General features: G+C 42.8%; 15 protein-coding genes. 1 reads left to right on the top strand and 14 read right to left on the bottom strand.

The window, feature by feature from the left end; all coding sequences use genetic code 11:
- Positions 1-84: 84 nt before the first annotated feature.
- From RWO85_RS01090 to budA, 7 genes are all read right to left on the bottom strand, one after another.
- On the bottom strand, positions 85-1155 hold the full coding sequence (locus tag RWO85_RS01090; RefSeq protein WP_314413428.1) for an ABC transporter substrate-binding protein: 1071 nt from the start codon (positions 1153-1155) through the stop codon (positions 85-87).
- The gene (locus RWO85_RS01085; RefSeq protein ID WP_314413426.1) at positions 1152-1925 is read right to left on the bottom strand and encodes an ABC transporter permease; all 774 of its coding nucleotides are present in this window, start codon (positions 1923-1925) and stop codon (positions 1152-1154) included. Before RWO85_RS01085 ends, RWO85_RS01090 begins: the two co-directional genes overlap by 4 nt.
- Positions 1922-2728, bottom strand: a complete 807-nt coding sequence (locus RWO85_RS01080; RefSeq protein WP_000753803.1) for an ABC transporter permease — start codon at positions 2726-2728, stop codon at positions 1922-1924. The genes RWO85_RS01085 and RWO85_RS01080 overlap by 4 nt, the downstream gene beginning before the upstream one ends.
- The gene (locus tag RWO85_RS01075) at positions 2709-3866 is read right to left on the bottom strand and encodes an ABC transporter ATP-binding protein (RefSeq protein ID WP_000742893.1); all 1158 of its coding nucleotides are present in this window, start codon (positions 3864-3866) and stop codon (positions 2709-2711) included. The genes RWO85_RS01080 and RWO85_RS01075 overlap by 20 nt, the downstream gene beginning before the upstream one ends.
- A 159-nt stretch (positions 3867-4025) precedes the next feature.
- Positions 4026-4931, bottom strand: coding sequence for a UDP-N-acetylmuramate dehydrogenase (murB, locus tag RWO85_RS01070; RefSeq protein WP_314413425.1), 906 nt, complete (start codon positions 4929-4931; stop codon positions 4026-4028).
- Positions 4932-5040: 109 nt separating this feature from the next.
- Positions 5041-5793, bottom strand: a complete 753-nt coding sequence (locus tag RWO85_RS01065) for a YhfC family glutamic-type intramembrane protease (RefSeq protein WP_314413423.1) — start codon at positions 5791-5793, stop codon at positions 5041-5043.
- A 9-nt stretch (positions 5794-5802) separates the two neighbouring features.
- Entirely contained in the window at positions 5803-6534 is a 732-nt protein-coding gene (budA, locus tag RWO85_RS01060) for an acetolactate decarboxylase (protein ID WP_314413421.1), read from the bottom strand.
- Between the two features lie 141 nt (positions 6535-6675).
- On the opposite strand from budA, the gene RWO85_RS01055 reads away from it, so the two are divergent.
- On the top strand, positions 6676-7947 hold the full coding sequence (locus RWO85_RS01055; protein ID WP_314413419.1) for a PLP-dependent aminotransferase family protein: 1272 nt from the start codon (positions 6676-6678) through the stop codon (positions 7945-7947).
- Positions 7948-8120: 173 nt separating this feature from the next.
- Here RWO85_RS01055 and RWO85_RS01050 read toward each other — a convergent pair whose 3' ends face one another.
- The 7 genes from RWO85_RS01050 to RWO85_RS01020 form a co-directional block, all read right to left on the bottom strand.
- Positions 8121-8936 carry an ABC transporter substrate-binding protein gene (locus tag RWO85_RS01050; RefSeq protein ID WP_314413417.1) on the bottom strand — a complete coding sequence of 272 codons (816 nt, stop codon included), beginning with the start codon at positions 8934-8936 and terminating at the stop codon, positions 8121-8123.
- 157 nt (positions 8937-9093) lie between these two features.
- Positions 9094-9747 (bottom strand): phosphate signaling complex protein PhoU, encoded by a 654-nt coding sequence (gene phoU / locus RWO85_RS01045; RefSeq protein WP_077804909.1) that lies wholly within the window; start codon positions 9745-9747, stop codon positions 9094-9096.
- 11 nt (positions 9748-9758) lie between these two features.
- Positions 9759-10517, bottom strand: a complete 759-nt coding sequence (pstB, locus tag RWO85_RS01040) for a phosphate ABC transporter ATP-binding protein PstB (RefSeq protein ID WP_000133482.1) — start codon at positions 10515-10517, stop codon at positions 9759-9761.
- Between the two features lie 12 nt (positions 10518-10529).
- Positions 10530-11333, bottom strand: a complete 804-nt coding sequence (gene pstB, locus RWO85_RS01035; RefSeq protein ID WP_314413415.1) for a phosphate ABC transporter ATP-binding protein PstB — start codon at positions 11331-11333, stop codon at positions 10530-10532.
- Positions 11334-11343: 10 nt separating this feature from the next.
- Entirely contained in the window at positions 11344-12228 is an 885-nt protein-coding gene (gene pstA, locus RWO85_RS01030; RefSeq protein WP_125386473.1) for a phosphate ABC transporter permease PstA, read from the bottom strand.
- Positions 12218-13135: a phosphate ABC transporter permease subunit PstC gene (pstC, locus tag RWO85_RS01025; protein ID WP_261201979.1), complete on the bottom strand. Its 918-nt coding sequence runs from the start codon at positions 13133-13135 to the stop codon at positions 12218-12220. Before pstC ends, pstA begins: the two co-directional genes overlap by 11 nt.
- Entirely contained in the window at positions 13135-14013 is an 879-nt protein-coding gene (locus RWO85_RS01020) for a phosphate ABC transporter substrate-binding protein PstS family protein (protein ID WP_314413413.1), read from the bottom strand. The genes pstC and RWO85_RS01020 overlap by 1 nt, the downstream gene beginning before the upstream one ends.
- Between the last annotated feature and the right edge of the window lie 149 nt (positions 14014-14162).

Genomic DNA, 14162 nt, shown 5'->3' with positions numbered 1-14162 from the left:
AATTTGTCAAGCAAAATCAAAAAGCTGCTTATTATTTAGAAAAAACGAACCAGCTTGACTGATTCGTTTCGTGACTGCTAACTCCTACTTCCGATACATTTTAAACTGTAGGAAGAGGTCGCTATATTTTCCTGTCCATTTATGGTCAAATTTCTCATAAACTTCTAGGTGTTTCATGGTTTCAGCATCTGGATAGAAGGCTTTATCTTCTTTTTTCTCCTCTGGGAGCAATTCCTTAGCTGGTAGGTTTGGTGTTGAATAACCGACATACTCTGCATTTTTGAGAGCATTTTCGGGTTTCAACATAAAGTTGATAAAGGCATAGGCGGCATCTTGGTTTTTGACGGTTTTGGGAATGACCATATTGTCAAACCAAAGGTTGCTGGCCTCGGTCGGAACCACATAGCGTAGATTTTCATTTTTCTCCAGCATTTGGCTAGCTTCACCAGAGAAGGTCACGCCGATAGCAGCGTTATTCTGAATCATGTAGCCCTTCATCTCGTCCGCCACAATAGCCTTGATATTGGGAGTCAGCTTGTAGAGCTTGTCCACTGTTTCTTCCAACTGCTGGCTATCCTTGGAGTTGAGGCTGTAGCCAAGGGAATTGAGCCCAAGTCCCAGCACCTCACGCGCCCCATCAAAGAGCATGATAGAGTTCTTATACTCTGGCTTCCAGAGATCATCCCAATGCTCAGGCGCCTCATCTACCATGGTTTCATTGTAGACAATTCCCAAGGTTCCCCAGAAGTAAGGGATGGAGAATTTATTGCCTGGGTCAAAGGACTGGTTGAGAAACTCTGGTCCGATATTTTCAAGACCTTCAAGTTTTGAATAATCAAGCGGAACCAAGAGATCTTCGCCCTTCATCTTGTTAATCATGTATTCACTAGGAATGGCAATATCGTAGGTTGTTCCACCCTGCTTTATCTTGGTATACATAGCTTCGTTGGAGTCAAAGGTCTCATACTGGACTTGAATTCCTGTTTCTTCTGTGAATTGCTCCAAGAGTTCAGGATCGATATAGTCTCCCCAGTTGTAGATAACCAGTTTTTGACTATCTCGGCTATTGATTTTACTGTCTAGATGCGTCGCAATTCCCCACAAGACCAAGATAATCGCTGCAATTCCTGCTAAAAATGAATAGAGTTTTTTCATGCTTGCTCCTCCTTCTCACGTGAGATAAAGTAATATCCAACAACTAGGATAATACTAAAGAGAAAGACAAGGGCAGACAGGGCATTGATTTCTAGCGAAATCCCTTTACGAGCACGAGAGTAAATCTCGACTGACAGAGTTGAAAAGCCATTTCCCGTTACAAAGAAGGTCACGGCAAAGTCATCTAGCGAATAGGTGAAGGCCATGAAATAACCTGCAATAATAGACGGAGTCAGGTAAGGAAGCATGATTTCCTTGAACATCTGAAATTGACTGGCACCAAGGTCATAGGCCGCATGAATCATGTCACCGTTCATTTCCTTGAGTCGAGGCAAGACCATCAAGACCACGATAGGAATCGAGAAGGCCACATGACTAGATAGAACGGTCAAAAAGCCAAGTGAAAACTTGAGCTGGGTAAAGAGAATCAAGAAGCTGGCACCAATCATAACATCAGGCGCAACCATGAGGATATTATTGAGTGAAAGAAAGGTTTCTTGGTATTTCTTACGAGACTGGTAGATGTAAATGGCACCGAAAGTCCCGATAATGGTCGCAATCAAGGCTGACAGAAAGGCCAAGAAAAAGGTCTGGGTCACAATTAACATAAGGCGACCATCACCAAACATGGTTTTAAAATGGCTCAAGCTAAAGCCTGTAAAGTTATTCATGTCGTTGCCTGCATTAAAGGCGTAGCCAATCAAGTAAAAAATCGGCAGGTAGAGGACAAGAAAGACCAGTCCCAGGTAAAGGTTGGCAAATTTTTTCATCGTTCTCTCCTTTCCTTGGTCACCCACATGGTGATGAACATGGTCAGGATGAGAATCACACCGATGGTTGAACCCATACCGTAGTTATCATTTGTTAGGAAGTTCTGCTCAATGGCTGTCCCCAGAGTAATAACGCGGTTTCCACCAATCAAACGGGTCAGCATGAAGAGACTCAAACTTGGAATAAAGACGGACTGAACTCCACTTCTCACCCCATTCATCGATAGAGGGAAGATGACATGACGGAAGGTCTCCCACTTGGTAGCACCGAGGTCATAGCTAGCATTGATAAGATTGTTGTCCATATCATCCAAGACATTGAAAATGGGCAGAATCATAAAAGGAAGCTCGATGTAGCTTGCGACAAAGATAAAGGAGAAATCGGTAAAGAGCAACTGTTGCGAACCAATTCCGATGAATTCCAAGAATTGGTTAATAGAGCCATTTTGACCAAAAATCCCAATAAAGGCATAGGCTTTAAGAAGAAGGTTGACCCAAGTAGGCAGAATAATCAGCATGAGCCAGAGTTGACGGTGCTTGAGACGAGTCAAAAAGAGGGCTGTTGGATAGCTGATAAGCAAGGTCACAAAAGTCACAATTCCTGCATAGAGTACAGAGTTGAAACTCATTTTGAGGTAGGTCAAGTTTTGTGACGCAAAGTAAGATTTATAATTTTCTAAACTAAACTGGCCTTCAATGTTGAAAAAGGATTGTCCGAAAATCAAGACCAAGGGTGCCAATACAAAGAGGGCGATCCAGAGCATGTAGGGCACTACAAAGAGTTTAGAGCTTGTTTTCTTCATCTCTTTCCTCCTCGATTGCATTGATCAAACCTGCTTCTTGCTCTTCGATTTCCACGTATTCTTCGATACGAGCATCGAACTCTTCTTCGGTTTCATTGAGACGCATGATGTGGATGTCTTCTGGTTCAAAGTCCAGACCGATTTCCTCACCCACGATGGCCTTACGGGTTGAGTGAATCATCCATTCATTTCCAAGTTCATCATAGGCGATAATTTCATAGTGTACCCCACGGAAGAGTTGAGTATCCACCTTAACTTGGAGCTTGCCTTCTTCAGGAAGGGTAATGCGCAAGTCTTCTGGACGAATCACAACTTCCACAGGCTCGTTTGGCTTCATCCCACCATCGACCGCTTCAAAGCGTTTGCCGTTAAACTCAACCAAATAGTCCTCAATCATGGTACCTGGCAAGATGTTTGACTCACCGATAAAGGTGGCAACAAAGTGGTTAATCGGCTCGTCGTAGATGTCCACAGGTGTTCCAGACTGGACAATCTCGCCATCATTCATAACGAAAATCCAGTCACTCATGGCCAGGGCTTCTTCCTGATCGTGAGTGACAAAGACAAAAGTAATCCCCAATCGTTGTTGCAGTTCACGCAGTTCGTACTGCATGTCTGTTCTTAATTTCAAGTCCAGCGCTGACAGAGGCTCGTCCAACAAAACCACACGGGGTTGGTTAATGATGGCGCGGGCAATAGCCACACGCTGACGTTGTCCTCCTGAGAGTTTACGAATGGAACGTTTTTCGTAACCTTCCAACTGAACCATCTTGAGAACTTCAGCAACACGTTGCTCGATTTCTTTCTTGTCGATCTTACGCAAGCGAAGTGGAAAGGCAACATTTTCAAACACATTCATATGTGGAAACAAGGCATAGGATTGGAAGACCGTATGGACGTCTCGCTTGTTGGTTGGGATGTCGTTGATACGGATACCATCCAGCAAAATGTCTCCTGTCGTCGCATCCAGCAAACCTGCAATGATGTTCAGGATAGTTGATTTTCCAGAACCAGATGCGCCTAGAAGGGTGTAGAATTTCCCTTCTTCCAACTCAAAGTTGATATCTTTGAGAACCTTGGTGTTGCTGTCTTCAAAAACTTTAGAGACGTTTTTGAATTCAATAATTGGTTTTTTCAATTGTCATTTATTCCTTCTTTTTCATAGATTAACAGATCAGGGCTCTGTCAGGCCGCCACTACCTCTTGTAGGAGATTGAACTGCCTACATTCTTCTGCACTGACGATAGGCTTTCACCCCCTTTCCATGACATAGCAGCAGCTTTTCAAATATAGCTTCCTACTTGCTTTCTCCTAAAATACGGACTTCTCTCTCAAGAGTAACGCCAGAGTGTTCCTTGACTTTTTCAATCACAGACTCAATCAAGTCTTCGTAGTCTTTAGCCGTTCCGTCAGCAACATTAATCATAAATCCTGCGTGCTTTTCAGACACTTCAACACCACCGATACGATAGCCTTTTAAGCCAGCTTCTGAAATTAATTGACCTGCAAAATGCCCTACTGGACGCTTAAAGACCGAACCACAAGATGGATATTCTAAAGGTTGCTTGAGTTCACGCAAATGAGTCAAACGCTCCATTTCTTGCTTAATAACCTGATGATTTCCAGGCGCTAGGGCAAATTTAGCTGACAAGACAACTGCACCAGACTCCTGAATGGCTGAGTGGCGGTAACCAAAAGCCAAATCTTTGGCAGACAGGGTCTCGATTTCTCCATCCTTAGTCAAGACCTTACAAGACTGCAAGATGTGGGCAATCTCGCCACCATAGGCACCCGCATTCATAAAGACAGCACCACCGATACTTCCAGGAATACCACAAGCAAACTCAAAGCCAGTCAAACTATGACGAAGGGCAATGCGAGTTGTTTCAATCAAGTTAGCACCAGCTTCTGCTTCAATAGTATAGCCATCAACAGAAACGTTATTGAGCTTGTCACACAAGATGACAAATCCACGAATCCCACCATCACGAACGATAATGTTGCTGGCATTCCCAAGAACCATCCAAGGGATATTTTCTTGATTGGCAAATTTAACAACGCGAGCCAACTCAAAACGATTTCGTGGAAAGACCAGATAATCGGCCTCTCCACCTACTTTTGTATAACTATAGCTATGCAAGGGTTCCTTGAAACGGATATCAATCCCTTCTAAAATTTCAAGCATTTTTTCTTTTACTGACATGACACTCTTCCTTTTACAAAATTCATTCCATTATACCATTTTTAAGACCATTTGACGACCAGAAAAAGACCTTATTAAATTTTGCACAAAAAAAGAGATTTCCCCCTTTTTATATTTTTTTGCAAAATATGTTCTTGGTTACATAGGCAACTAGGAACAGTTCAACTAGTAGAATAACTTCAACCAAGACTGGACTTGTAATCCATCCTACTTGAGCTAGAGATGGTACCAGGTCAAAGAAATCATGTAGACCATAAGCTGCTAGGAGATAAATCCATTTCTTCTGGCGAACAGCTTGGTAAACCCAAACTGTCAAGAGTAATTGAAAACCTAGCGCCAAGATTCGCTCAAAACCAAGCAAATAAATCTGCCAGACTGATAGCGACTGAATAGTTTTCAACATATTTTCAGACAGCAATTGTATGACCTGTGGATTCTGAGTTTGAACTGCTGAGAGAACAATGTAGAGATTAAGCAAACTAGTAAGGCCCAGGAAAATCAATTCCAAACCACCATGACCTAACCCATAAGCCAAGGCATCTGCCTTTTCCAAACTTCTCTTTTTCTCCAACCATTTGAAGAAAATAAGGCGAGCTGTTTCCTCAAAAAATGCTGCCATGACTAGGCCATAGATGATATAGACAAGCGGATGGTCTTGCAAGAGGGCAATACTACCGTCTTTTTGAGGATGCAAAACCAAGATATGCACCAGTTTTTCCAAAATCTGTGAAGAGACAAAGAAGGCGACAGCCCCCAAGCCCAAGACAGATAAATTAATCTGATATTTCTTTTTGGCATACCAAATGCTTCCTATCAAGAAAGCCAGCAAAAGCACCATGGTAATGGTAATATGAATAGTCATTTTCGTCTCCTATTCTGCCTTTTCAATATCTTTTCTCATCTCGTCAACATTGAACTTGGCAAACAAGTATTGACGGTCTTGGACTGGAAAACGTTGATCCAATTGGTCAACAGCTCCCACCTCAATAATACCTTCCTTGATGACAAAGTCCATGACATGTCCACCGAAGGTCAAATCATCTGATATGAAGTGCAGATGGTAGCCTGCCACACTGACCCCATGGAAAATCTCAGGCGTCCAGAAACCAACAATGGTTCCCGCCACATTGTCACGACTATATTCAGGTTGATGGGTTGCGACATCAGCAAACTTGGTATCTGGTGTCGACTTGGGAATCATGCGCACATGCATATGTGAAAATTCCCCACGAATCTTGATAGAGCGGAAAAGATTTTCCCCATCATAATAAGACTCAATTCGTTCTTCCAATTCCTTGTCTGTCATCTCAAAGCGCTGGCGGAAAATGACCTCTGCCTGATGCGGTACTACTGCAGCATAAGGAATAAGGGCATCTGGTAATACTTCCAAAATTTCTGGCTGGTCTCCTGACGCTTTGGCCTGATAAGCCTTGCCATCCAAGACAATCAATTCCCCATCAATGGAATCCAAGGTTCCCAAACCAAGGTCACCATGCTCTAGCAATTCTCCTACTGTCATGGTACCACCATAAAGGCCAGCCATCAAGGCTCCAAGGGTATTGTATTGAAATAATTTCACTGGTTCCTGCACGTTCTTATCCATTCACTTTCTTGTCTGTTATTCTATAAATCTTACTCCTAAGTATACCACATTTGCCCCTAGATGTGAACGAGAGAAACACTCTAGACATTGCCAAGAAGGAAAAAAAAAGGTACAATGTAACAAAATCAAGGGAGGTCTGGAATGAAGAAACAAAGCAAGTACCAAGAGGTCGTTTCCTATCTGAAAAGTGGTATCGAGTCTGGACGTTTTCCGACGGGAAGTCGCCTGCCTTCTATCCGTCAACTGAGCCTTGACTTTCACTGTAGCAAGGACACCATTCAGCGAGCCTTGCTGGAATTACGGCACGAACAATACCTCTATGCCAAGCCCCAGAGTGGTTACTATGTCCTAGAACAAGGGCAACATCAGGATCTAGAAATCGAAGTCACTGACGAACATGCCAGTGCCTATGACGATTTCCGACTCTGTGTCAATGAAACCTTGATTGGCCGGGAAAACTACCTTTTTAACTACTATGACAACCAAGAAGGATTAGAAGACCTAAGACAATCCATTCATAAACTTCTCTTTGACCAAGCTCTCTACTGCAAGGCTGACCAACTGGTATTGACTTCTGGAACCCAACAAGCCTTGTTTATCCTCTCTCAAATTTCCTTTCCTAGTCAAGCTAAGGAAATCTTGGTGGAACAGCCGACCTATCATCGGATGAATCGCCTCTTGATTGCTCAAGGGCTGGACTATCAAACGATTGAACGAGGCATTGATGGGATTGACTTGGAGGAGCTGGAAGGTCACTTCAAGACAGGAAAGATTAAGTTTTTCTACACCATTCCTCGTTTTCACTATCCTCTGGGGCATTCCTATTCAGAGCAGGACAAACTGGCTATCCTTGACTTAGCTGCCAAGTATGGAGTCTATATCGTAGAGGACGACTATTTGGGAGATTTGGATTCCAAGAAGGGCCAGACCTTCCACTATCTAGATACAACAGAGCGCGTTATTTATATCAAATCCTTCTCAACCAGCCTCTTTCCAGCCCTGCGGATAACGGCACTCATTCTTCCAAATGCTATCAAAGAAGCCTTTGTGGCCTACAAAAATATCCTAGACTACGACAGCAACCTCATCATGCAAAAGGCCCTGTCACTCTATATTGACAGTCAATTATTTGAGAAAAATCGGCTAGCTCGCTTGTCCAATCAGGAAACTTACCAAAAACAAATCGAGGAAAGACTAGCTAACACTCCTTGTCCCCTCCCTCACTTTCCCCTACACGATGGTTTATTGCTAGACCTGAGACATTATCCTAAAATTGCTAGTCTCAAACACAGCCAACTGGGCTTGGACTTCTTTGAAGAGGCTTACTTGGATGCTTGTCCTTATCAATTTGCCAAGGTGTCCCTAGACAATCTAGAAAATGTTTTAGACTATTTAAAAGCAGAATTGGATTGACTTCCAACTCTGCTTTTTTCTTATACTCTTCGAAAATCTCTTCAAACCACGTCAGCGTCGCCTTACCGTAGATATATGTAACTGACTTCGTCAGTCTTATCTACAACCTCAAAGCAGTGCTTTGAGCAGCTTGCGGCTAGCTTCCTAGTTTGCTCTTTGATTTTCATTGAGTATTATTCTTCCACTTCTGTTAGGCTTGCCGCTTTTTCAAGATATTTTTGGTAGCTACCATCATCCTTGAGTTTTTGGATGACCTTGTCCACCACTTCTTTCAAATCAACACTATTTTTTCTAAAGGCAACTGCATTGGCTTCGCCATCCTTCATCTTCAAGCTGACAGTTGCGACAGCTAGATCGGCATTTTTAGCAGCATAGCTAAGGGCAACAGGCTCATCCATGTGAACAGCATCTACTTTTCCAGCCTGTAATTCATTGACAGCTTCCCCCATATTGGTTAGGGAAGTCAGCTGAGCTTTTGGCAATTGTTCCTTGACCATTGATTCAGGAACAGTCCCTTTTTGAGCTGCAATATTAGCACTTTCAAGGCTAGTTAAATCTTTGTATTTTTCTACATCAGCCTTACGAACCAAGAAACTAATCTTGTTTTCATAGTAAGGGATTGAAAAATCAAAGACTTCTTTTCTCTCGTCAGTAGCGCTAATTCCCGCAACTGCTAGGTCAGCCTTACCAGTTTGAAGACTGGTCAAGACATTGTCAAAACTCATGCTTGAAATTTCTAACTTTACCCCAAGTTCATCAGCGATAGCTTGGGCCATATCAATATCCGCACCGACTACCTGGTTTTTTCCGTCAACTAAAGACTGAAATTCAAAAGGTGCATAGTCAGGACTAGTAGCCACAACTAATTTCCCCTTTTGCTTAATGGCCTCAATAGTTGATTGAGAACCATTAGAACCTGACTGGCAAGCCACTAAGAAGAAACTTGCAAGAAAGCTACATAAAACAAATATCCATTTTTTTAATTTCATAAATAAACAACCTCTCTGTTAATTTTGTATAATTATAACTCTATCCAAGCTACTTGTCAAGTATTTTTTTGAATTTTTATCTTAAAAATATTTTTTTCATTCAAAAAAGGAGCTGTTAGTTGATTTCAAGCTCCTTTTTATACAGAATAAATCTATTTTATAGTTCGACAATCTTACCTGTTTCAAAGTAAACAACCCATTCACAGATATTCTTAGCATAGTCTCCAATACGTTCCAAGAAGGCAATCACTTGGAAATAATCACGACCTGTAACAATGGCATCAGGATTCTTCTTGATTTCTTCTGTAGCCAAGTCACGAATGCTATCAAAGTAATGGTTGATTTTTTCATCCATGGTTGCTACTTCATAAGCCTTGTCTACTGAACCATTCAGATAGAGTTCAAGGGCTGCTTCGACGAAATTCTTGACATCGCGACCCATTCTCTTGATTTCTTCTTCAACAGCTGGGATACGTTGCTCACCCTTCATACGAATTGCCGCTTTAGCAATAGAAACGGCATGGTCACCCATACGTTCCAAGTCAGATACAGCCTTCAAGACTGTTAGAACTGTACGCAAGTCCTGAGAAACCGGTTGTTGAAGGGCAATCATTTCAAATGATTTCTTCTCCAATTTCACTTCGTATTCGTTTACTTCTGCATCGTCTTCGATGACTTCTTTGGCCAAATCACGGTCATGCGTAACAAAGGCACGCACTGTCCGATTGATTTGGGATAGCACTTCTTGTCCCATAGCATAGAACTGGTTGTGCAATTTCTCCAAATCTTCTTCAAATTGAGAACGTAACATCATTTATCTCCTTATCCAAATTTTCCTGAAATATAATCTTCTGTTTCCTTGTGTTGTGGGTTGAGGAACATCTTCTTGGTATCGTTAAACTCGATCAAATCTCCATCTAGGAAAAATCCTGTCTTGTCAGAGATACGAGAGGCTTGTTGCATGGAACGTGTAACCAAGAGCATGGTGTATTTATCTTTTAGACCATACAAGGTTTCCTCAATCTTCCCAGCAGAGATAGGGTCCAAGGCTGAAGTCGGTTCATCCAAGAGAATGATTTTAGGACTAGTTGCCAAGACACGGGCAACACAGACACGTTGTTGTTGTCCACCTGAAAGCCCGATAGCTGAATCATGCAGGCGATCCTTGACCTCATCCCAGATAGAAGCACGCTGCAAGGCTTTTTCAACCGCCTCATCCAGAATTTGCTTGTCCTTCACTCCATTGATACGAAGCCCATAAACAACATTTTCGTAGATAGACATAGGGAAGGGGTTTGGTTGTTGGAAAACCATACCGATTTCCTTCCGCAATTCAACTGTATCTGTACGCGGGCTGTAGATGTTGTGGCCGTTGTAAACCACCGAACCAGTTGTGGTCACCTCTGGATTGAGGTCCCCCATGCGGTTGATAGCCTTGAGGAGGGTTGACTTCCCTGATCCAGATGGACCGATCAAGGCTGTAATTTCCTTAGGTTGGAAAGATAGGGAAACACTATTCAAGGCCTTTTTTTGATTGTAGTAAACGGACAGGTCTGACACCTGTAAAATCGCTTCTGTCATACTGTTTCCTTTCTATCCAAAGTGTCCTGTTACATAGTCATTGGTTGACTGTAGTTTGGCATTTTGGAAAATATTAGAGGTCTTATCGTACTCAATCAAGTCACCCAAGTAGAAAAATCCTGTGTAATCACTAGCACGCGCAGCCTGCTGCATACTGTGGGTTACGATGATGATGGTAAAGTCCTTCTTCAATTCCAGCATGGTTTCTTCCAGCTGGGCTGTCGCAATGGGATCCAAGGCTGACGCTGGTTCATCCATCAAGAGAATATCTGGTTTAACAGAGATAGCACGAGCGATACAGAGACGTTGTTGCTGACCACCTGATAGGGTCAAGGCTGACTTGTGCAAATCGTCTTTGACCTGATCCCAAAGGGCAGCTTGACGAAGAGAGGTTTCCACAATTTCATCCAAGACTTGCTTGTCCTTAACTCCTGCACGTTCATGAGCAAAAGTGATATTGCGGTAGATAGACTTGGCAAAGGGATTTGGTCGTTGGAAAACCATTCCGATGTGTTTACGCATCTCATAAACGTTGATTTCTGGACGGTTAACGTCAATTCCTTGATAGAGGATTTGACCTGTTACCTTGGCAATATCAATCGTATCATTCATACGGTTAAGACTGCGGAGGTAGGTTGATTTTCCTGATCCAGATGGGCCAATTAAGGCCGTAATTTTATTTTTTTCAAATTGCATATCGATGCCCTTGATGGATTCTTTTTTACCGTAGTAAACATGTAAATCCTTAGTAGAGAGGACCACTTTCTCTTCAGGAAAGGTGATGATATGCTTTTCATCCCAATTATATTTTGACATGGCTTCTCCTTTAGGCAGCGGTTAATTTCTTATGTAAATAGCTTCCGAGTTTGCGGGCTCCAAAGTTAAAAATGAGAATAAAGATGAGGAGCACGGCGGCAGAACCTGCTGATACGATGGTTCCATCAGGAATAGTACCTTCACTGTTGACTTTCCAAATGTGGACAGCCAAGGTTTCTGCTTGACGGAAGATAGAGATTGGGCTAGTCACACTGAGAATATTCCAGTTAGACCAGTCTAGTGCTGGTGCAGATTGCCCTGCTGTATAGATAAGAGCAGCAGCCTCACCAAAGATACGACCAGAAGCTAAGACAACCCCAGTCACAATACCTGGAAGGGCTTCTGGAATGACCACATGAACCACAGTTTCCCAACGAGAAATCCCAAGGGCCAGACCAGCCTCACGTTGCGTATGGTGAACATGTTTCAAACTGTCCTCGACATTACGAGTCATCTGAGGCAAGTTAAAGACTGTCAAGGCCAAGGCACCTGAAATGATTGAAAATCCATACTCAAACTGAACTACAAAGATCAAGTAACCAAAGAGACCTACAACCACTGATGGCAGTGAAGACAAGATTTCAATACAGGTTCTGACAAAATTGGTCACAGGACCTTTTTTAGCATATTCAGCTAGGAAAATCCCAGCCCCCATAGACAAAGGAACAGAGATAATCAAGGTAATAACCAAAAGGAAGAAGGAATTATAGAGCTGAATTCCAATCCCTCCGCCTGCTTGGTAAGAAGATGATTTGCCAGTCAAGAAAGACCAAGAGACGTGGGGCAAACCACGAACCAAGATATAAAGAATCAAGGATGCCAAGATGGCAACGATAATTCCTGCAATTGAGTAGAGGACAGCTGTTGCAATTTTATCTAATTTCTTAGCGTGCATAGTTTTTCTTTCCTCTTTCTTTCGTAATCAATTTAATCACACTGTTGAAGGCCAAACTCATCAAGAGCAAGACTAAGGCCAGTGACCAGAGAACGTTATTATCAACTGTTCCCATAACGGTATTTCCGATACCCATGGTCAAGACAGAGGTCAAGGTCGCAGCAGGTGTTGTCAATGAAGTTGGGACAACAGCTGAGTTTCCGACCACCATCTGAATGGCCAAGGCCTCACCAAAGGCACGCGCCATCCCAAAGACCACTGCGGTGAAAATCCCTGAACGCGCTGCCTTCAAGGTCACGCGCCAGATGGTTTGCCAACGAGTGGCTCCCATAGCCAAACTAGCTTCGCGGTAGTGACGAGGCACCGCACGCAAGCTATCGGTTGTCATAAAGGTTACCGTTGGTAAAATCATGACAAAGAGAACGAAAATACCTGACAAGATCCCAAAACCAGTCCCACCAAAGACACTACGGACAAAAGGAACTACGACCTGCAAACCGATAAATCCATACACGACTGAAGGAATCCCAACTAGCAATTCAATAGCTGGTTGCAAGATTCTAGCACCTTTTGGTGAGACCTCGGTCATAAAGACTGCCGCACCAATGGCAAAAGGAGTTGCGATAAGAGCTGACAGGATTGTGACAATAAAGGAGCCCAAAATCATGGGAAGGGCACCAAATTGTTTATCTGAAGGATTCCAAGTTTGGCCAAATAGGAAATCAAAAATATTAACTCCATTGACAAAGAAGGTCGACAAGCCTTTCTGAGCTACGAAAATCAAAATCATGGCCACAATGATGACAATCAAAGACAGGCAGGCAAAGGTCAAGCCTTTTCCTAATTTCTCTAGACGAGAGTTCTTTGAGGGAGAAAGTAATTTTTTAGCTAATTCTTCTTGATTCATTAGTGACTCCCTTCTAGTGCTGTCACCGTTCCTACAGCATCTTTTTCAACCTTCATTTCCTTAACAGAAATATAGCCCATTCCCTTAACGATTCCGCTTTGCGCTTCATCTGAGAGGACAAAGTTGAGAAATTCTGCCACCAATTCATTTGGTTGACCTAGGGTGTACATGTGTTCATAAGACCACAAAGGCCAGTTATTGCTTGTAACATTTTCTGCAATCGGCTCATAGCCATTCAACTTCATTCGCTTAACTGAGTCATCTACATAGGCAAAGGCTAGGTAAGAAATGGCTCCTGGTGTCTGGGAAACAATATTTTTGACCATCCCATTTGAATCCTGTTCTTGACTCTGCACGGCAGATTGGCCATCCATGACAACACTATCAAAGGTGGCACGTGAACCTGAACTTGCTGCACGGTTGATAATAGAGATGGCTAAATCCTTCCCACCGACTTCTTTCCAGTTGGCCACTTGGCCTGTAAAGATGCTACGGAGTTGTTCAGTTGTCAGATTTTCAACATCAACTTCCTTATTTACAATGACCGCCAAGCCCGCTACGGCTACCTTATGGTCCACTAGAGCGGATGCGTTGATACCGTCTTTTTCCTCGGCAAATACGTCTGAATTTCCTACATCAACAGCTCCAGACTGAACCTGAGACAGACCTGTACCAGATCCTCCACCTTGGACGTTGACTGTTTTTCCAACGTGCAGAGAGCCAAATTCATCTGCTGCTGCTTCGACCAAGGGCTGAAGAGCCGTTGAGCCAACAGCTGTCATGGATTCTCCACGATCAATCCAGCTAGCACATCCCGCCAAAGAACCTGCCAGCAAAAGAGCTGCAAGGGATAGAGCGAGTTTTTTCCTTTTTTTCACTGTTTTTCTCCTTGAAAATAATGGTGAATGCTGTGAATTTTTTCAACTATTTATTTATGTTTTTCTTTTGAAAATTGGGAGCCAACTGAAGTTCTTAGCTTGATTTTACTTGAAATTTACTCAGTTATCTTCTCCACCAATTTTGACTT

Source organism: uncultured Streptococcus sp., from assembly GCF_963521865.1.
GTDB lineage: Bacteria > Bacillota > Bacilli > Lactobacillales > Streptococcaceae > Streptococcus.
Note: the sequence above shows the minus strand (reverse complement) of the source record. Positions and strands in the feature narration are given on the sequence as shown.